Raw genomic sequence first — 20991 nt, 5'->3', positions numbered from 1 at the left:
GGGTCGTTCCCTGGCGTGCCCGGGTGGTGCCGGGTGGTCCCCTGGAGGCCGGGGGTGGTGCCGCGATGGGGTTTGTCGGCCGTCACCAGGAACAGCAGGTATTGGCGGAACTTCTGGCCGGAGTCCGGGACGGGCGCAGCGGCACCGTGGTCGTCGTGGGCGAGCCCGGCACCGGCAAGACCAGCCTGCTCGACCGGGTGGCCGCGAGCTGCCCGGACGTGCGGGTCGTCCCGGTGGCCGGGGTCGAGCCGGAGATGTGCCTCGGGTACGCGGCCCTGCACCGGCTGCTGCGGCCCTGGCTGCCCGGCGTCGACGGGCTTCCCGGTCCACAGCGCGAGGCATTGCGTACGGCGTTCGGCCACACTGCCGGCGGCGGAGCCGACCGCTACCTGGTCGGCATGGCCACGCTCACCCTGCTGGCCGGGGCGTCCACCCTCGAACCGCTGCTGTGCGTGATCGACGACGCGCAATGGCTGGACCGGGAGTCGGCCGACGCCCTGGCCTTCGTCGCCCGCCGGCTGCACGCCGAGCCCATCGGGCTGCTGTTCGCCACCCGCCACGACGGCCCGGCCCTGGTCGGCGGGCTGCCCACGCTGGCCCTGCCCGGACTGCCCGACGACGACGCCCGGCACCTGCTGGCGGCCACCGTGACCGGCCGCCTCGACGGCGCGGTGGCCGCGACCATCGTGGCCGGCACCGGCGGCAACCCGCTGGCCCTGACCGAGCTCGCCCGCACGCTCACCCCCGGCCAGCTCGCCGGCATGGTGCCGCTGCCCACGCCGCTGCCGGTGGGCGTACGGCTGGAAACGCACTTCCGGCAGCGGATCCGGCCGCTCCCGGCGGAAACCCGGTCGCTGCTGCTGCTCGTCGCGGCCGCGCCCCCGGGGAATCCGTCGCTGCTGTGGCGGGCCGCCGGGCATCTCGGCATCGCGCCCGACCACGCCGACCGGGCGCTGGCCGAGGGGCTGCTGACCCCGGCGCTCGACTTCCGGCACCCGCTGATCCGGTCGGCCGTCTATCGCGGCGCCGACGCGGCCGGCCGGCGGGCCGCCCACGCCGCGCTGGCCGCCGCGTACGACCCGGTGCTCGACCCCGACCGGCATGCCTGGCACCGTGCGCAGGCCACGATCGGGCTCGACGAACAGGTCGCCGCGCAGCTGGAGCAGGCGTCCGAACGGGCCCGGGCCCGCGGCGGTCACGCCGAGCAGGCCGCGTTCCTGTCCCGGGCGGCCGAGCTCTCACCCGATCCCCGCGCGCAGGCTGCCCGCCTGGTCGCGGCGGCCCGGGCCCATCTCGTGCTGGGCGACCCGGACGCCGCGGGCCGGATGCTCGACCGGGCCGAGCCCGGCCTCGACCGGCCCGTGCCGCGGGCGCTGGCCCGGCGGGCCCGGGCGACGGCCGAGACGTACGCGGGCCGCTACGCCGCCGCGCCCGCGATCCTGTCGGAGGCGGCCGCGTCGATCGCCGGCGAGGAGCCCGAGCTGGCCCGGCGGATGATGTTCGAGGCGATGCAGGCCGTCCTGATCACCGACGATCACGCGACCATGCTCGCGCTGGCCCGCTCCGCACGGGGCGCGGCGCCGGGCCGGGCCACGTACGCGGACCTGTTCCTGACCGGCTGTGCCACCCGCATGACCGGCGACTACACGGGCGCGGTGCCGCTGCTGCGGGCCGCGCTGGACGCTCTGGCCGGCGATGACGACTTGGCCGAGGACGGCCCGCCGCTCGCGGTCATCAGTGTGCTCGCGGCCGACGACCTGTGGGACGAACAGGCCGGTCGGCGGGTGTGGCGGCGGCTCGAGGAGTACGACCGCCGCAGCGGCGCCCTGGGCACCCTGCGGACCACGCTGGCCGTCGGGGTCGCCTGGGAGCTGCGCGCGGGCCGGTTCGACGCGGCCGAGGCGCTGCAGGACGAGTCGGCCGACCTGTCGCGGGTGGTCGGGCCGCCGGTGCTCGGCGGCGTCGAGCGGATCGAGTTGCTGGCCTGGCGCGGCCGGGCGGACGAGGTGCGGGCCCTGGCCGCCGGGGCCACCGCACTCGACGGCCTGGTCCGCAACTCGGTGGCCGTCCTCGAGATCAGCCTGGGCCGCTACCCGGAGGCGCTGGCCGTCCTGCGGCCCTCGCTGGAGCATGACAAGCCGGGCGCGGCCACCCGCTCGCTGCACGAGATCGTCGAGGCCGGCCTGCGCGGCGGTGACCACCAGGCGGCCAAGGCGGCCCTGGTCCGGCTGGAGGAGCGGGCCCCGGTCAGCGGCACCCCGTGGGGGCTGGGCCTGCTGGCCCGGTGCCGCGCCCTGATGGCCGACGACGACCAGGCCGAGCCGCTCTACCGCGAGTCGATCGAGCTGCTCGACCGGACCCGGATCCGCACCGAACTGGCCCGCAGCCACCTTTTGTACGGCGAGTGGCTGCGTCGGCGCCGCCGCCGGGCCGACGCCCGGGCCGAACTGCGCACCGCCCACGACATGTTCACCCGCATGGGCGCGGCCGCCTTCGCCGACCGCGCCCGAGTCGAACTGCTGGCCACCGGCGAGCGGCCCCGGGCCCGGGACGACCGCGCCGACCGCGACCTGACCCCGCAGGAACGGCAGGTGGCCGGGCTCGCCGCGGGCGGCGCGACCAACAGCGAGATCGCCGCCCGCCTGTTCCTCAGCACCTCCACCGTGGAGTACCACCTGACGAGGGTCTTCCGGAAGCTGGGCATCACGTCCCGCCGCAAGCTGGCCGCCGCCCTGTCCTCGGACGCCTTCTCAGCGCGCTGACCGTCGTCGCCCCGGCCGTCAGGGCGGCGATCACGGCGCAGGCCAGGGAGGTGCCGGCGAGGACCGGCCACGGCACGACGACGACGGCCGGCGCCGACAGGGCGGCCAGGGCGGCCCAGAGACCGAGCAGGTTCAGCAGGGTCACCAGCAACCCGAGGATCGCGCCGGCGGCCACGACGGCCAGCGTCTCGGCCACCACGAACAGCACCACCTGCCGTCGCGTGGCACCGACCAGCCGGAGCACGGCCGTCTCGCCGACGCGGTCCGAGGTCGCCATCACCATCGTGGTGGCGACGGCGATGCCGGTGTAGATCAGGGCGATGCCCAGCACCACCAGGTAGCCGGCCAGGGTCTGGCGGCTGCCGGTGGGCCGTTGATCGGCGATCCAGTCGTCGCCCGTCCGCACCCGGGCGCCGGACGGAGCCAGGGCCGCCCGCACGGCCGCCTCGGCGGCAGCGGTGTCCGTGCCGGGCCGCCACGACAGTTCCAGGTGGTCGGTCGGGGCCCCGCCGGCGTTGCGCCCGGTCACATGGACGCCGTTGCTGCCGGTGCCGGTGGCCAGCACCGCGACCACCCGCAGGGAGCGCCGGGTCCCGTCGCCGAGCCAGACCTCGACCGACCGGCCGGCGGCGCGCTGAGCGTCGAGGTGTCCGGCGACGGCGCCGGCCTGCGCACGGCGGTCGCCGACCACGAGCCGGACGTGGTGGTGACCGATGTGCGGATGCCGCCGGACTTCCAGGACGAGGGTCTGCGGGCGGCGCTGGAGCTGCGCCGGACGCGTCCGCGCCGGCCGGTCGTCGTGCTGAGCCAGTACGTCGAGACCCGGTACGCGACCGAGTTGCTGAACGCCGGCGACGGCACCCACCTCGGCTATCTGCTCAAGGACAGGATCGGCCACGTCGGCGAATTCGTCGACGCCGTGCACCGGGTGGTGGACGGGGGCACCGTCGTCGACCCCGAGGTCGTCCGGCAGATGCTGCGGCGGCGCCCGGACCCGCTCGACGCGCTGACCGCCCGCGAACGGGAGGTGCTGGCACTCGTCGCCGAGGGACGGTCGAACCTGGCCATCGCCGCCGGGCTGACCGTCACCGAAGCCTCGGTGGCCAAGCACATCCGCAGCATCTTCAGCAAGCTCGGGCTGCCCCCGGCCGAGGACACCCACCGCCGCGTCCGGGCCGTCCTTGCCTACTTGAGGGTCTAGGCGCGCTCGGGGGCGTAACCGGGCGGCTGCTGTGGCTGGGGAAGCAACGGCTTGAACGCCACGACGGGGCGTTGCACGGGTTCGCCGGCCGCGGCCTCGACCGGTTCGTCGTACAGGCGGAACGGGAAACGACCGCCGGAGTCGTCGCGCAGGGTGACCCGTACGGTGTCGTGGTCGGCCTCGACGAGCAGGCGCCGGCCGCTGTGGCGCAGGCGGAAGCGCAATCCGGTGATGCCCTCGGGCAGGCGCGGGGCCAGCGTGAGCACCGCGCCCCGCTCCCGCAGGCCGCCGAAACCTTCGACGATCGACGACCAGGCGCCGGCCAGCGAGGCCAGGTGCAGGCCGTGCTGGGCGTTGTCGTGCAGGTCGCGCAGGTCGACCAGGGCCGCCTCGGAGGCGTAGTCGTGGGCCAGTTCGAGGTGGCCGACCTCGGCGCACAGCACGGACTGGGTGCAGGCCGACAACGACGAGTCCCGGACGGTGATCCGCTCGTAGTAGTCGACGTTGCGGGCCTTCTGCTCGGCCGTGAACTCGTCGGAGCACCAGTGCATCGCCAGCACCACGTCGGCTTGCTTGATCACCTGGCGGCGGTAGAGCTGGAAGTACGGCGCGTGCAGCATCAACGGCTCGCCCGGGTGCTCGGCCGCGAAGTCCCACGGGGCGTACCGGGTGAAGCCGGCCGACTGCTCGTGCACGCCGAGCCGCTCGTTGACCGGCACGTGCACCGCCTCGGCCGCGGCCAGCCAGGCGTCGGTCTCGTCCGGCCCGACCCCGAGCCGGTCGGCCGCCTCGGGCCGGCGGGCGCAGGCAGCCACGGCCGCGCGCAGGTTCCGGGCCGCCATCAGATTGGTGAACAGGTTGTCGTCGGCGACCGCGCTGTACTCGTCGGGGCCGGTGACCCCGTCGACGTGCCACACCCCGTCGGCGTCGTGGTGACCGTGCGACACCCACAGGCGGGCCGTCTCGACCAGCATGTCCAGGCCGCAGTCCTGCTCCAGCGACTCGTCGCCGGTGACCTCGCGGTAGCGGTCGACGGCCCGGGCGATCACGGCGTTCAGGTGCAGGGCAGCCGTGCCCGCGGGCCAGTAGGCCGAGCACTCCTCGCCCCGGATCGTGCGCCACGGGAAGGCCGCGCCGGCCAGGCCGAGCGTGCGGGCGCGGTGCCGGGCCTGCTCGAGGATGCTGTGCCGCCAGCGCAGCGCGTCGGCCGCGGCGTGCGGGGCGATGTAGGTCAGCAGCGGCAGCACGAAACCCTCGGTGTCCCAGAAGGCGTGCCCGTCGTAGCCGGGGCCGGTGAGCCCCTTGGCCCCGATGGCCCGGCGCTCGGCCCGGGCCCCGGCCTGCAGCACGTGGAACAGGCTGAACCGGACCGCCTGCTGCAGCACCGGGTCACCGTCGATCTCGACGTCGGCCGAGTCCCAGAACTCGTCGAGGTAGGCCCGCTGCTCGGCGGCCAGGCCGTCCCAGCCGGCGTAGCCCGCGCCGGTCAACGCGCCCGCCACCTGGTCGCGCACGGCCTCGGGGGAGCGCGACGAACTCCACGCGTACCCCAGGAACTTGGTGATCCGCAGCCGCTGGCCGGGCTGCAGCACGGTGACGAAGGTGGTGCGGGCCCAGTCCTCGCGGACGTCGGTCTCCTCGTCGTAGTCGCCGGGCGCGTCGACGACGTGGTCCATGCCCGCGCCCATCAGCAGCTTGCTGGCCCGGGTGCGGTGCAGCAGCACTGCGCCGTGCTGCTCGGTGTCCTGACCGACGGCCGCGAGGGGGCGGTCCAGGGCGGCGGCGACCCGGGGGTCGGACGACGGCTGCGGCTGTTTCTCGTTGGCCACCAGGCTGGACTGCACCGTGATCCGGACCTCGTGGTCGAGCGCCTCGACCTCGTAGTCGATCGCGGCCACGGCCCGCTGGGTGAACGACACCAGCCGCGTACTGCGGATGCGGACCCGCCGCCCGGCCGGCGACTCCCAGTCGACCGAGCGGCGCAGCACGCCGTCACGCAGGTCGAGGACGCGGTCGTGGGCGTGGAGCCGGCCGTGGGCCACGTGGAACGGCTCGTCGTCGACCATGAGCCGGATGAGCTTGCCGTCGGTGACGTTGACGACGGTCTGACCCTGCTCCGGGTAGCCGTAGCCGCCCTCCGGGTAGGGCAGCGGGCGCTGTTCGTAGAACCCGTTGAGATAGGTGCCGGCGATGACGTGCGGCTCGCCCTCGTCGAGGTTGGCCCGCAGCCCGATGTGCCCGTTGCCGAGCGCGAGCACCGACTCGGACTGCCCCAGCCGGTCCATCTCGAGGGCGGGCTCCCGCACCTGCCAGGGCTCGACCGGGTACACAGCGTCATTGACCATCCCGTACCCCTACCCGGGCCGCGGTGCTGGTCAAACGGCCAGGTCGGGGTGGTCCCGCAACTGCCGACGCGACGTGAGGCCGAGCTTGCGGAAGATGCTGCGCAGGTGGGCGTCGACCGTGCGTTTACTGACGTAGAGCTGACCGGCGACCTCGTTCGAGGTGGCGCCCGCGCCGACCAGGCGGGCCACGGCCACCTCCTGCATGGTCAGCTTCTCGTACGGGTGCTCGGAGCGCGACCGCACCCGTTCGCCGGTGGCCCGCAGCTCGTCGGCGGCCCGCCGGGCGAAGCCGTCCTGGCCGGCCCGGGCGAGCAGGTCGTGGGCGGTGCGCAGATGCTGCCGGCAGTCGCGACGCCGGCCCTGGCGGCGCAGCCATTCGCCGTACAGCAGATGGGCGCGACCCAGATAGGGCGTCAGGCGGCTCTCGGCGAGCAGCTCGACCGCCTGCAGGTAGTGTTCCTCGGCCCCGGTCACGAGCCCGCGCGCATAGGCGGCCACGCCCAGCCCGGTGGTGGTTCCACTTGCTTGCGTACGCTCGGTCAGCGTCACCAGCGCGGCCGTGGCCACCGCCGATTCGTCGCAGCGGACGGCCGCCTCGATCAGCTCGGGCAGCGCCGGCCCGGTGAGGAAGATGTCGTCGTGCTCGGTGGCCCGCCGCGCCGCGGCCAGCGCCGCCGGGTAGTCGGCCAGCCCGTTGTGCAGGGTGGCCGCCGTCGCGTGCCGGTTGGTGACCCACCCGGCCTGGTCCGGTTCGGCCGCGACGGCCGCGGCCAACTCGAGGAACTCGTCGCGCCGGCCCCGCTGGGCGGCCAGGTGCAGCCGGTGGTAGAGCAGCGGGGCGGCGTCGGTGGCGTCGGCGATGGCGGCCTCCTCGGCCGTGGCCGCGAGGGCCTGGGCCGGGTCACCGGTCAGCACGATCGCCTCGACGGCCTTCTGGGCCAGGCCGAGCCGCAGCCGCAGCGGCGAGCCGGTCGCCCGGCCCGTCTTCACCAGCCAGTCGGAGATGACGGTGTGCAGATCCGGGTCGAACAACTCGACGGCGACCATCGTGGCCAGCGCGGGCCGCCGCGCCCACTCGGCCTCGTCGTCGACGGCCCGGCGCAGCAACGGCGCCGCGGCCGGGTAGCCGTGCGTCTCCAGCACGACCAGCGCGTCCAGCAGGTCGGGGGCGGTCGAGGCGGGGGCCGAGGTCCGGGCCGCGGCGACCACCGGGCCGATCACACCGCCGGCCCGGCCGACGACCAGGCTCATCTCGAGGGCGTCCAGGAAGCTGTGCCGGGACTGCTCGGGGTCCACGCCGGACAGTCGCTCGGCCGCTCGCACCATCAGCCGTGGGCCGGTGCCGTCGTGGTGCCGGGCGAACGCGGCCCGTCCCCGCAACAGGTCGGACTGCGCGAGCTGCGGCGGGCCTAGCGTGGCCTCGTCGAGCGTGTTGAGCAACGTGACCGTGTTGTCGCTGGCGCCCGCGTCGAAGGCGGCCTGCGCGGCGGCCAGGGTCCGGGTGATCCGGCGCTCCGGGTCGAGCGAGAGCGCCACCGAGCGTTCGAGGAACGCGGCCGCCGCGGCCACGCCACCACGGGCCTGGGCGCGGGCCGCGCACCGGTCGAGCTCGTCGGCGACCTGGTCGTCGGGGCCGGCGCCGGCCTGGGCCCGGTGCCAGGCCCGCCGGTCGGGCGCGGTGTCCGGGTCGGTGGCCGCGGCCAGCGCGCGGTGGGCGGTGCGGCGCTCGCCGTCGGTGGCGGCCCGGTAGACCGCGGACCGGGCCAGCGGGTGGCAGAAGCCGACACGCGGGCCGAACGCGGCCAGCCCGGTGCCGGCCGCCTCGGCGCTGGTCCGGCTCAGGTCGAGATCGAGGTGGTGGGCGGCGCTCCAGAGCAGGCCGGGATCGCCGGTCGGGTCGGCGGCGGCCACGATCAGCAGCAGCCGGGCCTCGTCGGACAGGCCGGTCAGTCGCTCCCGGTAGACGTGCTCGATCCCGGTCGGCACCCCGTCGGGTGGCGCGAACCCGCCGGCCCGGGGCAGTTCGAGCAGGGCCAGCGGGCTGCCCCGGGCCTCGGCCACCAGCCGGTCGCGTACCTGGTCGTCCAGCGGGAACGGGCTGCGCTCGGCCAGCAGGGCCCGGGCCTGGTCGTCGGCCAGACCGCCGACGTGCACGTCGGGCAGCTCGGCGAACTCGTCGGCCTGCTCGGCGTACCGGACGGCGAAGAACAGGGCGATCGGGTCGGTCGCCACCCGGCGGGCCAGGAACCGCAGCACCCGGGCCGAGGCGTCGTCCAGCCACTGCGCGTCGTCGATCCGGCACAGCAGCGGGCGCTCGCGGGCCGCGGCCGACATCAGCCCGAGCGCGGACAGGCCGATCCGGAGTTCACCCGGCGCGCCCTCGGCCAGGCCGAAAGCCACCCGCAAGGCGTCGCGCTGGTGGGCCGGCAGGTCGTCCAGGTGCCCGAGCATCGGCAGGCAGAGCTGGTGCAGGCCGGAGTACGGCAGCTCCTGCTCGAACTCCGACCCGGACGCCTCGACCACCCGGAACGACGGCGCCCCGTGGACGGCGTGGTCGAGCAGCGCGCTCTTGCCGATGCCGGCCTCGCCCCGCAGCACCAGCGCCCCGCCCCGGCCGTCGGCGGCCGCGGCGGTCAGCGCCTCGATGCGGCGCTTCTCGTCGTGCCGGCCGATCAGCGGCGAAGTCATGGTGACAAGCCTAGGTCGGTTCCCCGGTCAGGATCACCTTGCCCGCCACCGTGCGCGACTCGGCCAGGGCGAGCGCCTCGGCCGCCTGGCTCAGCGGGAACCGGGCCGCGACCTGCGGGGTGAGCACGCCCTCGGTCAGCAGCTTGAACACCGCTGCCAGGTCCTCGTTGTGCCGCTTCTTGAAAGCGGCGGCCCAGAAGTTGTAGAAGCGGGCGCTGCGGTTGTTGGGCGACAGGTGCCACATCCACAGCTGCGAGAACAGGTTCAGGAAGGTCATCTGGGGTGAGCCCGGGCTGTCCTTGTCGGCCGCCGTCCCGTACGAGACCAGCGTCCCGCCCTTGCGCACGAGGTGCCACGACTGCTTGAGCCCGTCCCCGCCGACGTGGTCGAACACCGCGTCCACGCCGCCCGGGGCCAGGCCGAGGATCCGCACGTACAGGTCGGGGTCGCGGTAGTCGACCGGGGTCGCCCCGAGCCGCTCGACCAGCGCGTGGTGCCGGGCCGAGGCCGTGCCGACGACCGTGATGCCGGCGTGCCGGGCCAGCTGCACGAGCGTCGACCCCACACCCCCGTTGGCGCCCAGCACCACGATCGTCTGCCCGGCCCGCACCTTGGCCACCCGGAACAACATCTGGTACGCGGTGACCCCGTTGACCACCACCGTCTCGGCGTCGGCCGGGTCGAGGCCGTCCGGCACCGCGACCAGCGCCGCCGCGTCGGCGACCAGGTGGCTGGCCCAGGCGCCGACCTTGGTCACCACCGCGAACCGCCGCCCGGCGAGCCCGGCCTCGACACCCGGCCCGGTGGCGGTCACCGTGCCGACCGCGTCGTAGCCGGGCACGAACGGGAACGGCGGTTGGTTGTAATAGCGGCCCAGGCGCATCTGCTGCTCGGCGAACGAGACACCGGTGGCCTCGACGCGCAGCACGACCTGGCCCGGCCCCGGCGCCGGCAGCTCACGGGTGCGTACTTGCAGGCCGCTCGGCTCGACGACGCCGGGCAGGACGATTTCGGTGGCGGTAACAGTCACGCGCCGAGTCTGTTCGGCGGCCGATGCCCGCGGCGTCGGCGAGAGTTGCCTAATCGCCGCTCGGTGACAGCTCGGCTACTCGGGTGCGTGCTCCGATGAATACGCAGTGCTGACTCCTGTGTACGCGAGGTGCATGATCATGCCGTTGGCGCCGTGCTGGAAGTTGTGGCAGTGGTCCATCCAGATGCCCGGGTTGTCGGCCCGGAACTCGATCTCGTAGACCTCGCCGCGGCCGATGTTGAGGGTGTCGGTCCACCACGGGCTGCCCGACACCGGGTCGCCGTTGCGGGCCAGCACGCGTACGCGGTGGCCGTGCAGGTGGAACGGGTGGTTGACGGTGCTGCGGCTGGCGATCCGCATCCGCACCCGGTCGCCGCGCTCCACCTCGAGGGCGGGCACCGCGGGATACAGGCGGCCGTTGATCAGGCTGCTCACGTACGACAATCGACCCTGGCTGAAGCCGAAACCGTCGTCCAGGCGCAGGTCGAACGTACGGTCGTGGCCGCCCAGGCCGGGTTCCGAGCCCGAGCCGTACGCCAAGGGGTCGAACTGCCCGCCGCCGGTCGCGGACACCCGGCCGGCGGCGCCACCGGGGCTGAACGTGAGGGCCGCGTCCGGGTTCGCGCCGAGCGACAGGGTGACCGCGCCCGCCGGCATCGTGAAGGCGAGGTCGTAGCGTCCGCCCGCGGCGAGCTGCAGCTCGGTGCCCGGTTCGAGCGCGGTGGCCCCCGGCACGGCGTTGCCGTCGATCGCCGCGACCTGGAAGGGGGCGCCGGCCAGCCGTACGGTCTGCGGCTCCTCGGAGCTGTTGACCGTACGCAGCAGTACTTTCCGCCCGGCCGGGGCGTCCTGACCGGCGGGCTGGTCGGCGCGGTCGAGGGCGGTCACATCTCGGCCTGATCCGGGCCAGGCGTGGGTGAAGACCGTGCGGTCGAGGCCGTCGAACGCGACCGGCTCCTCGACGATCAGCGCGCCGAACAGGCCCCGCTTGACGTTGAGCAGGCCGTCGCGGTGGGTGTGGTACCAGAACGTGCCCGCCCGGTCGGGGGTGAACCGGTAGACGTGCCGGCCGCCCGGCATGACGGCGTCCTGGGTCACGCCGGGCACGCCGTCCTCCGCGTTGGGCACGTCGACGCCGTGCCAGTGCACGGTGACGCCCTCCTCGACGTTCTGGTTGACCAGCGTCACCTCGAGCAGCCGGCCGCGCTCGACCCGGATCTCGGGCCCCGGCGCGGAACCGTTGAAGGTCAGGGCGTCCACCGTGGCCCCGGACGTCAGCCGCACCTCGGTCCGGGCGGCCACAAGCGTTTTGCGTACGGCGGGAGTCTGGTCTTTCGGGCCGGTGAGCTGCTCGACCGAGAGCGCGGCCGAACCGCCGTGCTGATGCCCGTCGGCCGACGCGTCGGCCTGGCCGGCCAGCACCAGCGTGGTCGCCGGGACGAGCAACAGCGCGGCGGCCGTCCAGGGCAGGCGGGCCAGGCGCGACGACTCCCGCCGCCGTCCGGTAGCCGTCGAGAGCCAGAAGACGAGTCCCAGCGCGGCGGCCGACCCGGCCAGCACGAGCACCGTGTCCTGCGGGGCGAACGGCGCAAGCAGCCACCAGACCGACAGCACCGCCCCGGCCGCGCTGAGGTGAGCGGTCGTCCGGCCCGGCCGCCACGCAGCCCAGGCTGCGGGCAGCAACGCCAGCGGCACCTGCACACTGAGCCGGGAGTCGGCCAGCAACAGCCCGCCGGTCAGCAGAAGCAGCGCTAGGACGAGGCGTCCCGCGGCCAGGGCGGCGAGAACGATGAGCCAGCGGCGGGACGCTTTGACGCCGGCGACGGGCGCGGCGATCAGCGTCAGGACGGCCAGCGTGAGATCGAGGAGGATGAGGATTCCGTACACCGCATCACGGTGCGCGGCGCACCCACCGGTTCGCGTCGGCAAGACCTGCCTAACCGGCCCGTAGTATCGCCGGGGTGAGTGATCCGACGCCCGGCCTGACCCCGGAGCAACTCGGCGCGTATTTCGCCCTCATGGAGGTCAGCAGCCTGCTGCAGTACGCGGTCGACGAGCACCTGCGGGCCGACGGCGACCTGAGCTGGGTGCAGTTCCAGATCCTGGCCCGGCTGACCGACGCGCCCGGCGGCAAGCTGCGGATGACCGACCTGGCCGACGGGGTCGTCTACAGCCGCAGCGGGCTCACGTACCAGGCCGGGCTGCTGGACAAGCGCGGGCTGATCACGCGGTCACCCTCGCCGGACGACGAGCGCAGCGTCCTCGTGACGGTCACCGACGCCGGCCGGGACCTGGTCGCCCAGGTCATGCCCGGGCACGTCGAGAGCGTACGGCGGTTGCTGTTCGAGCCGATGGCCGGCCGCGACCTGGCGACGCTGGGGGCGGTGCTGGGCCGGGTCCGCGAGCACATGCGGGCCAACCCGCCGCGGTCGGCCAAGCCGCGCGCCGGGCGCGCCCGGAACGCCTGACGGACCGGGCCGTGCCGATCAGCCAGGGCCGGCTTGTCCCTGGATAAGTTCACCCCTTTTTCCGCGTTCCTGAGCCCGCCATGATCGACCTCACACGTCGAAGGCATTGCTTCGAATCCGAAGCATGTTACGGTTCGGAAGTGCTTCGAAAACGAAGCAAACAGGTTCGGAAGAATTGAAGGTTCGCCATGAAGGCAGTGCGTTTCCACGAGTACGGCGACCCGGCTGTCCTGCGGTTCGAGGACGTCGAGCAGCCCGTGGCCGGGGCCGGTCAGGTGCTGGTGCGGGTCGCGGGGACGTCGTTCAACGGGATCGACGGCAACATCCGGGCCGGCTACATGCAGGGCCCCATCCCGATCGCCCTGCCACACACCCCCGGCGTCGACGTCGCGGGCACGGTCGCCGCGCTGGGCGAGGGCGTGACCGGCTTCGAGGCCGGCGACCGGGTGACCGCGTTCCTCACTTTGGCGGCCGTGGGCGCGTCCGCCGAATACGTGGTGGTCCCGGCCGAGTTCCTGGCCGCGGCGCCCCGGAGCATCGATCTGGCCGACGCGGCCTCCCTGCCCACCGTCGGCCTCACCGCTTGGCAGGCCCTGTTCGAGCACGCCCAGGTCACCGCCGGCCGGCGGGTGCTGGTCAACGGGGCCGGTGGCGCCGTCGGCGGGTACGCCGTGCAGCTGGCCAAGCGGGCCGGCGCCCACGTCATCGCCGTCGCCGGCCCGTCCCACGCCGACCGGCTCAAGACCCTCGGCGCCGACGAGATCATCGACCACACCACCACCGACGTGACGACGGCCGTGACCGCGGTCGACGTGGCGCTCAACCTGGCCCCCGTCGAGCCGGCCCAGCTGGCCGCCCTGGTCACCCTGCTCCGCGACGGCGGCGTGCTGGTCAACACCACGGTGTGGATGCCCGCCCCGAGCGACGAGCAGCGTGGCGTACGCGGCATCAACCTCTTCGTCCACCCCGACGCGGCCCAGCTGACGCAGCTGGGCGAACTGATCGACGCGGGCGAGCTGCGCATCGACGTGGCCCGCCGGGTGCCCCTGGCCGACCTGGCCACCGTCCACACCGAGGCCGCCGCGGGCACCCTGCCCGGCAAGGTCGTCATCGTCGCATGACCTCCGGACCCAGCCGGCCGCGGCGACCCTCGCGGCCGGCTCCGACGGGGTCGAGATCCACGACGCGGGCGGCTGTCCCGTCCACGAGCGCCGGTCGAGCAAAGCCGACGAGCGCACCGACCGATGCGGCGGCTCGATCGGCCATCGGATCCGCTTCCGGGCCAAGGCGGCCGTGGTCGCCGAGATCGGCGCCGACCGCACCGGCCCGCGTCCGCGCAGCCGCGGCCGACGGCGCTGATCGTCAACCGGGCCAGCCCTTACTTGGCGGCCCGGGCGCGCCTCAACGAGGCCGAACCAGCCACCCTCTGTGGCAACCCGGCCCTCGCGCCATGATCGCTCCCTTCAGTCGGCCCGGGACCCCCGAGTATGTCGAGGCGACCACGTCCTTCCAGCTGGCGGCCACCGTCGACCCGGCCACCATCTGCGGCTGCGACCACCTCGGGTGCACCGACTGCCCGGCCCTCGCGTCATGAACGCCCCGTTCAGCCCGCCCGGGACGGCCGGGTAGGCCGACGCGGTCGCGTCTTTCCAACTGGCGGCCAAGGTCGACCCGGTCGGGGCGGTCACCGCGCGCTCGGTCGACGAGGTCGTGCTGGCTGTGGCCGGCGCGCCGGGCGGGTCTGCCGCTGCGAGTGACCACCACTGGCCGCACTGTTGCTTTGACCGGGTCGCTGTTGCTGCGTCCGGTGATCGACTTGCCCGTGCGTTTCGGTCCTGCCGCCCGCACGGCCCGAGTGCCGGCCGGCAAGACGTGGGGCGACGTTCTGCCCTTGGTGACGCCGCACGGCCTGACCGCCCGGCACGGGTCGTCGTCGGACGTCGGGGTGATCGGCTATCTGTCGAGCGGCGGTGTCAGCTTCCATGGGCGCCGCTACGGTCTGGCTGCCAACTCTGTGTGGTCGCTGACCGTCGTCCTGGCTGACGGTGAGGTCGTCGAGGCGAGCGTGGGCGACCGGCCCGACCTGTTCCGGGCGGGCGGCGGAGGCTTCGGCGTTGTTGTCGAGGCGCAGATCGGCCTGGTGCCCATGCATCGGGTGGTGACCGGCCTGGCGGCCCTGGCCCGCACCGGGTTCACCGCGCCCGTCTTCGTCAGCATTACGAGGGGCTGCGACGGACGCTCGGCGACGACACCCGCTTCCGGTCGAGCGGGTCCGCCACGGGGTAGATCCGACCGGCTTCTTCGCCGGCGACATCGACGTCACCCGCGATCGGGGGTGAGGCCCTTCTTGTGCAGTTTCCATAGGCCGAACGCCACGGCCAAAGCGCCGAGGCTGAGGTCGTAGCGACCACCCAGCCCGACCGCGATATCGAGGACGAGGAAGAAGGCGAGGACGCCGGTGACGATCCACAGCCCTTCCGTGCCCGTCGCCAGTCGGCGGATCAGAAGCGCGGCCACCGCGACCGGCGCCAGCGCGGCAGCCGTGCCGAGCGGCCAGGCGAGCCCGGTCGTGGCGACGGTGTAGACGAGCACGAAGTGGACCGCCGTGCCGGCAAACGCGATGAAGCCCAGCAATCGCGGCCGGTCCGGTCGGCGCAGGCGAGTTCTGCCCGCGGACGGTTCCGGCTGTTCGGACAGGCCCGCGTCGAGCTTCCATTCGGGTGGATCGGTTGTGGCGGCGTGCGGTGCCGGACGGTCGGCGGTGTGCGTGCGCGGGGGAGTCTCAGTGTCGGCTCGGTGGTGGGGGCGGGCGCGTACGAAAGCGCACCCGATGAGCAGGGCGCACAGGGCGGTCGCGGCGAGCAGTTGGGCGGCCGGGACGCGGATGAAATCGGCGTAGGTCAAGGGGAGCGCGGCGAACAGGGCGCATCCGGCGATGATCAGGCCGCGGCGGGTCACCCACGGTCGGTGGCGGGAGGCCGGGAACAGGCGCTCGACGATCAGGACCGACGCGCAGATGCTGACTGCGGTGTGGAAGGCGGTCAGGTGGGTCGCGATCAGCAGGTTCGTGTCCCAGACCTCGCTGTAGGCGCCGATCCCTACGTCGTCCCAGTAGCGCGGGTCGAACCAGAAGCGGTCGACCAGTGCCTCCTCGTAGACGGCGTAGGCGGCGCCCAGCAGGCACAGGCCGGGCAGGCCGAGGCCGAAGCGCTGGGTGATCTCGCGACAGAGGAGGGCGCCGCAGCCGTAGAGCGCCACCATCAGCGGTAGGCGCCACGGCAGGATCAGGTCGAGCGGCGGGGTCGCGGTCGACAGTGTCTCCCCGAAGAAGGGGGCGACGAGCAGAACGGCCAAGGCGGGACTGCGCAGGATCCGGCCGCCGGCGTCCGGGAGTTTCATGGCTCCAGCAGACCAGCGCCGCCCGGCCTCACATCACCATCTTTGGTCTACAGCTCCCGCCGGAAGTCGCGGTGCCGCCCGGTCAATAGTCGGCACCGCAACCCGCCGGCGCTGACCTCAGCTGACGGCAAGTCGCCAGCCGCGGCTCGCGCTTGGTGGTCAGGTCAGCGCCGGTCTTTGACCAGAGGAAAGAGCGGCGCTGACCTCGATCGGTGGGTGGGATCAGCTGAGGGCCAGGTCGGTGCTGGGGAAGTTCGTGAAGGACGGGTTGATGTCGGTTTCGCCGGCGGCGCCGTCGCAGCGGCGGTTGGGATTGAAGGCCAGGTAGGTGCCGGAGCTGCAGGCGGTGGCGAATTCGGCGTCGCCGCCTACGACCACGGTGCCGGAGAGGTTGGCGCCGGACTGGATCAGGGCGTTGTCCTTGACGATCGCGTTGCCGCCTACTGTGCCGCCGTTCACCCAGCCCAGGCCCTCGATGCGGGCGTTGCCGGTTACTGTGCCGGACATGACGGCGGCTTTCGGGCCTACGTAGGCGGTGGAAGCGACGGACGCGTTGGCGGCCACCCAGCCGCCGCCGTTGGGGTGCCAGCGGCCTCCGTTGGTGGGGGACGGTTTGACGTACCCGGGCTCGAAGCCGGACGGGGTGGCGCCGGACAGCCGGAACTCGTACGGGAAACGCCTTGCCTTGTTGTATCCGTCGAGGAAGGCGTAGTGGGGGACGGCCGTGGGAGTGGCCGTGACGACCAGCCAGACGTCGCGCTCGCCGGACTGCAGCTGGAACGAGATCTGGCTGTCGGTGCCCGTCGACAGCGGGGAGTAGCGGGGTGTGCCGTTGCGGACGGCGACCAGGCCGTACGTCCAGCCGGTGGCACCGGTCTCGGCGTGGCCCTTCAGACGGATCTTGACCAGGCCGCCGTCGGTCGCTGGGACCAGCTTGATCTTGTTGAAGCCGTAGTCGGACGGGGCGACCCGGGGGTTGATCCGGTAGTGGCCGAGGGACTGGGCCACCGCTTCGACGTTGCCGCCGTTGTAGGCGTTGTTGAGGAAGCCGGCGCCGTACACGTTGTTGATGAACGGCATCAGCGTCGAGCGGTTGCCGAAGTCGTACGTGGTGGTGCGGGTCGCGTATTCGCCGACGCGGCGGTTGAGTTCGGCCTGGGTGATGCCGGTGATGCGGCGGTACGTCTCGAGCGGGTGCTCGGTGTTGCGGGCCTCGTTCCAGATGCGGTTGACCATGGCCAGGCCGTCGCGGTCCTTGATGTACTGCAGCAGCATCCAGTTGCCGTAGTGGTGGCGGCTCGAGCTGTAGTACAGGTTCTCGGAGCGCAGCCACCGGCTCAGGTCACCGGCGGCCGTCGTGGGCAGCGCCTGCATGGCCATGAATTCGGCGGTCGTCTCCCAGAACGTGCCGGCGCTGGCGTCGGTGAAGCCGTATCCGGAGCGGCCGAGGAACGTGTAGTTCTGGAAGACGTGCCCGAGCTCGTGGGCGAGCCCCCACGATCCGGGCAGGGCGGCCCGGGGATCGATGTTGATGACGCCGACCCGGCCGTCGACCGAGCCGCCGGTGGCCCAGGCGTTGAGCTCGGTGCGGTTCCAGGTGTTGGTGACGATCACAATGATCTTGTGCTGGGCCAGCAGTCCCTGCTCGGGCGTGAACTGCATGGTGTTGATGTAGAACGAGTACAAATTCTCCAGCTGGCCCAGGATGTCGGCCGGATCGAATTTGTACGGTGAGGGCGCCGCGACCGGGTCCGTGCCGGACTTCTCGCCCCACAGCAGAATGAAGTTGTTCGACTCGCGGGTGCGGTTGCCCGCCCACGGCACCTCGCCGGTCTGCGTCCACCGGGCGGGAATGTAGACGGTCTTGACCGCCGCCGCGGCCGGTCGGATCGGCAGGGCGAACAGCGTGGCGGCGAGCACGACCAGCGTGATCACCAGCGCGCGCGGCCTGCGGAGGGATGCGCTCATGGCGGTCACGCTAATCACCGAAAACGGTTTCGGCAATTGGCGTTCATCAATGCTTAAGGAAATCTTGGGAGCGCTCCCGGCTATTCCGGCGGAGGCAGGGCCCGCCGGATCGTCGGAGCGAGCGGGAGGTCGGAAGCGCTGAGAGCGGCGACGATCCGGTCGGCCGCATTCGTCAGTTCCCGCAGAGCCGCGGGCTGAGCTCGGTCCGGGTTGAGGCCGGTCCGGGTTGAGGCCGATCCGAGCCGAGCCGGCTCGGGGCAGAGTCCGGTGCGGGCGTGTGACATCGTTGGGGATGGATGTCTTTTCTCGCCGCCGGGAGAGCTGTGCTCGAGGTGCGTCTGCTGGGACCGGTCGAACTCTGGGCCGGCCCACGACAGCTGCCGGTCGGGGAACCGCGTCAGCGCGCGGTGCTGGCCGCGCTCGCCTGTGAGGCAGGCCGGGTGGTCACCGCTGAGGCGCTGATCGACCGAGTCTGGGGCGAGGCCGCGCCGGCCCGGGCCCGGCACACGCTGCAGTCCCACCTGACCCGGGTGCGCGGTGCTCTGCGCAACGGCGGCGGCGATCCGTTGATCCGCCGGTCCGGTGGCTACCTGCTCGACCTGCCCGCGGATCAGGTCGACCTGCTCCGGTTCCGGGCTCTGGCCGCCCGGGCCCACGGCGATGTCGGGCTGCTGCGGGAGGCCGTCCGTTTGTGGCGCGGCGAGCCGCTGGCCGGACTGGCCGGCGACTGGGCCTCCGCGATGCGCGTCGCCTGGGACCGCGAACGCCTCCTGGCCGTCGTGGAGTGGGCCGAGGCCGAGCTGGCGACGGGCGACCCGGCCGCCGTGATCGGGCCGCTCGGCGCTGTCGTGCTGGAGCAGCCGCTGGTCGAGCCGGTCGCCGTCGCGCTGATGCGGGCGCTGCACGCGATCGGCCGTACCGCCGACGCGCTCGGCCAGTACGACGCGCTGCGCCGGCGGCTCGCCGAGGAACTGGGCGCCGACCCCGCCCCGGCGACCCGGGCCGCGCACGCCGCCATTCTGACCAGCAGTGCCACGGTCTCGATCGAGCCGGCGCCGGCCCAACTGCCGGCCGACGTGGCCTACTTCGCGGGCCGGGCCGACGCGCTCGCCTTCCTCGACAAAGTTCCGTCGCTCGCGGTGATCGGTGGCTCGGCCGGTGTGGGCAAGACCGCCCTCGCCATCCACTGGGCGCACCGAGCATCGGCTCGCTTCCCGGACGGTCAGCTCTACGTCAACCTGCGCGGCTTCGGCCCCGCGAGCGCCGCAAGGAAAAGCGGCAGCGCGGCGAGGAGCAGCGGCCGCGCGGCGGAGGGGAGTGGCGTCGCGGCGGACGGCAGCCAGGGCGCGGAGCAGGAGGGAAATGGTGCGGGCATTGACCCGGGGGAGGCCGTTCGCGGTTTCCTGGGGGCGCTCGGGGTTCCGGCGCCGCGCATCCCGGCCGAGCTGGATGCGCAGTCGGCGTTGTTGCGTAGTCGGCTGGCGGGTAAGCGCGTCCTCCTGGTGCTCGACAACGCCCGCGACAGCGACCAGGTCCGCCCCCTGCTGCCCGGCGCCGGCTCCTGCGTGACGGTGGTGACCAGCCGTAACCAGCTCACCGGTCTGGTCGCCGCCGACGGGGCCAGGCCACTGCAGCTGGATGTGCTCAGCCCCGGCGAGGCCCAGGAACTGCTCGACCGCCGCCTGGGCCGGGAGCGCACCGCCGCCGAGCCCGCGGCCGGTCAGGCCATCATCGACTTGTGCGCCCGGCTTCCGCTGGCCCTCACCCTGGCCGCCGCCCATGCCGTGATGCAGCCCGGGACCGGCCTGTCCGCGCTGGCCCAAGGCCTGCTCGACTCGCGTGGCCGCTGGTCCACCCTGGCCGGTGACACCCCGGACACCGACGTACGAGCCGTCTTCTCCTGGTCCTACGCCGCGCTGACCCCGGCCGCGGCCGACCTGTTCCGCCTGCTCGGCGCCCACCCCGGCCCCGATTTCACCGCCGCCGCCCTGAACAACGCCCCGCACCTGCCCGAACTGGTCCGCTCGAGCCTGGTCACCGAGCACATCCCCGGCCGCTACTCGATGCACGACCTCATGCGGGCGTACGCCGAAGGTCTGGGCACCGACCCGGCCGCCCGCGACCACCTGCTGGCCCACTACCTCGGCACCGCCTACGCCGCCGCCAAGCTGCTCGCCCCGGCCCGCCCCGAACCGGTCCTGCCCATCGCCGCGGCTCCGGAACCGGACGACCCGATGCGCTGGTTCTCGGCCGAGAAGTCCGTGCTGCTGGCCTGGGCCGCCCGCACCGGCGGGGACCGTCCGTGGCAGCTGGCCTGGACGCTCGACACGTTCCTGTACCGCCAAGGTCCCTGGCACGACCTGGTCACCGTGTGGGAGGCGGCGCTGGCCACAGTCGGCCACGACCGGGCGCGGGCCTACGCGTACGCCCGTCTGGCCCGGGCCTGGACCCTGCTCGACCGCCCGGACGAGGCCGATCGCGACTACCAGCTCGCGCTCGACCACTACGAGCAGGCCGATGACATCGCCGGTCAGTCCAGCACCCACCATGAGCTGGCGATCCTGCGTGAACGTCAGGGCCGGCTCCCGGACGCGCTGGCCCACGCCGAACGGGCGCTGGAGATCTCCGGCCACGCCACCGCCAACACGCTCAACACGATCGGCTTCTACCGCGCCCAGCTCGGCGACTTCGCCGGCGCCCTGGAAGCCTGCGAGCGCGCGCTGGCGCTGTTCGAGCACGAGGGGGACGACGACTCCCGGGCCGCCGTCTGGGACAGCCTCGGCTTCATCCGGCACGGGCTGGGCGAGTTCGACGCGGCGATCGAGTGCTACGAGACCGCGCTGCGCCTGTACCGGCAGGTCGGCGACCTCTATTGGGTGGCCTACACGCTGGTCCACCTGGGCGACCTCCACCGCGACTGCGGGCGCGGCGCGCGAGCGGTCGCCGCCTGGCGTGAGGCGCTCGGCCTCTACGAGGAGCTGGGCCACTCGAACGCGGCCGACGTCGTCCGCAGGATTTCCACAGGGGCGGTGGACGATCGTCGATCCCGACCCGACGTCAGTGGAGGGAGGCCGTCATGAAGCGCAAGGGTGCGACCTGGGGTTAGGACCGAGGCGCCGCCCGGGGACGT

The 20991-nt window shown here is 73.4% G+C and carries 14 protein-coding genes and 1 pseudogene; 8 read left to right on the top strand and 7 right to left on the bottom strand.

Translation table 11 applies throughout. The features are described 5' to 3' along the window. The first annotated feature begins 65 nt into the window (after nt 1–65). Nucleotides 66–2762: an ATP-binding protein gene (locus M1L60_RS23985; protein ID WP_253239739.1), complete on the top strand. Its 2697-nt coding sequence runs from the start codon at nt 66–68 to the stop codon at nt 2760–2762. Here M1L60_RS23985 and M1L60_RS23980 read toward each other — a convergent pair. Next, nucleotides 2704–3453, bottom strand: coding sequence for an FtsX-like permease family protein (locus M1L60_RS23980; RefSeq protein WP_253239738.1), 750 nt, complete (start codon nt 3451–3453; stop codon nt 2704–2706). The two genes, M1L60_RS23985 and M1L60_RS23980, sit on opposite strands and share 59 nt — an antisense overlap. Here M1L60_RS23980 and M1L60_RS23975 point away from each other — a divergent pair. Beyond that, nucleotides 3409–3963 carry a response regulator transcription factor gene (locus tag M1L60_RS23975; protein ID WP_253239737.1) on the top strand — a complete coding sequence of 185 codons (555 nt, stop codon included), beginning with the start codon at nt 3409–3411 and terminating at the stop codon, nt 3961–3963. The genes M1L60_RS23980 and M1L60_RS23975 overlap by 45 nt on opposite strands. Here M1L60_RS23975 and M1L60_RS23970 read toward each other — a convergent pair. The 4 genes from M1L60_RS23970 to M1L60_RS23955 form a co-directional block, all read right to left on the bottom strand. Next, nucleotides 3960–6308: a glycoside hydrolase family 65 protein gene (locus M1L60_RS23970; RefSeq protein ID WP_253239736.1), complete on the bottom strand. Its 2349-nt coding sequence runs from the start codon at nt 6306–6308 to the stop codon at nt 3960–3962. The two genes, M1L60_RS23975 and M1L60_RS23970, sit on opposite strands and share 4 nt — an antisense overlap. Before the next feature lie 30 nt (nt 6309–6338). Then, the gene (locus M1L60_RS23965) at nt 6339–8996 is read right to left on the bottom strand and encodes an AAA family ATPase (RefSeq protein WP_253239735.1); all 2658 of its coding nucleotides are present in this window, start codon (nt 8994–8996) and stop codon (nt 6339–6341) included. Nucleotides 8997–9006: 10 nt separating this feature from the next. Beyond that, the gene (locus M1L60_RS23960; protein ID WP_253239734.1) at nt 9007–10026 is read right to left on the bottom strand and encodes a medium chain dehydrogenase/reductase family protein; all 1020 of its coding nucleotides are present in this window, start codon (nt 10024–10026) and stop codon (nt 9007–9009) included. Between the two features lie 75 nt (nt 10027–10101). After that, nucleotides 10102–11913, bottom strand: a complete 1812-nt coding sequence (locus tag M1L60_RS23955; RefSeq protein ID WP_253239733.1) for a multicopper oxidase family protein — start codon at nt 11911–11913, stop codon at nt 10102–10104. 74 nt (nt 11914–11987) lie between these two features. Here M1L60_RS23955 and M1L60_RS23950 point away from each other — a divergent pair, with 74 nt between their 5' ends. The 5 genes and pseudogenes from M1L60_RS23950 (at nt 11988) to M1L60_RS48315 (ending at nt 14898) form a co-directional block, all read left to right on the top strand. Next, on the top strand, nt 11988–12494 hold the full coding sequence (locus M1L60_RS23950; RefSeq protein ID WP_253239732.1) for a MarR family winged helix-turn-helix transcriptional regulator: 507 nt from the start codon (nt 11988–11990) through the stop codon (nt 12492–12494). 188 nt (nt 12495–12682) lie between these two features. After that, nucleotides 12683–13615 carry an NADP-dependent oxidoreductase gene (locus M1L60_RS23945; RefSeq protein ID WP_253239731.1) on the top strand — a complete coding sequence of 311 codons (933 nt, stop codon included), beginning with the start codon at nt 12683–12685 and terminating at the stop codon, nt 13613–13615. Nucleotides 13616–13643: 28 nt separating this feature from the next. After that, a pseudogene (locus M1L60_RS48320) lies at nt 13644–13853 on the top strand (oxidoreductase); the annotation flags it as partial. A 91-nt stretch (nt 13854–13944) separates the two neighbouring features. Continuing rightward, a complete protein-coding gene (locus M1L60_RS23940; protein WP_253239730.1) occupies nt 13945–14088 on the top strand; it encodes a hypothetical protein in 144 nt (47 codons plus the stop codon). A 123-nt stretch (nt 14089–14211) separates the two neighbouring features. After that, on the top strand, nt 14212–14898 hold the full coding sequence (locus M1L60_RS48315) for an FAD-binding protein (protein ID WP_369077252.1): 687 nt from the start codon (nt 14212–14214) through the stop codon (nt 14896–14898). On the opposite strand, the gene M1L60_RS23935 is transcribed toward M1L60_RS48315, so the two are convergent. Both M1L60_RS23935 and M1L60_RS23930 read right to left on the bottom strand, forming a co-directional pair. Continuing rightward, nucleotides 14814–15893 carry an AF_0692 family protein gene (locus M1L60_RS23935; protein ID WP_253239729.1) on the bottom strand — a complete coding sequence of 360 codons (1080 nt, stop codon included), beginning with the start codon at nt 15891–15893 and terminating at the stop codon, nt 14814–14816. The genes M1L60_RS48315 and M1L60_RS23935 overlap by 85 nt on opposite strands. A gap of 222 nt (nt 15894–16115) precedes the next feature. After that, nucleotides 16116–17861 carry a DUF6055 domain-containing protein gene (locus tag M1L60_RS23930; protein WP_253239728.1) on the bottom strand — a complete coding sequence of 582 codons (1746 nt, stop codon included), beginning with the start codon at nt 17859–17861 and terminating at the stop codon, nt 16116–16118. A gap of 296 nt (nt 17862–18157) precedes the next feature. Between M1L60_RS23930 and M1L60_RS23925 the strand changes: the two genes are divergently transcribed. Next, complete coding sequence (locus M1L60_RS23925; protein WP_253239727.1) at nt 18158–20941, top strand: AfsR/SARP family transcriptional regulator; 2784 nt, start codon at nt 18158–18160, stop codon at nt 20939–20941. The last annotated feature ends 50 nt before the right edge of the window (nt 20942–20991 follow it).

Source organism: Paractinoplanes aksuensis (genome assembly GCF_024137025.1).
Taxonomy (GTDB): Bacteria; Actinomycetota; Actinomycetes; order Mycobacteriales; family Micromonosporaceae; genus Actinoplanes; species Actinoplanes aksuensis.
This window is presented reverse-complemented; position numbering and strand designations above follow the sequence as displayed.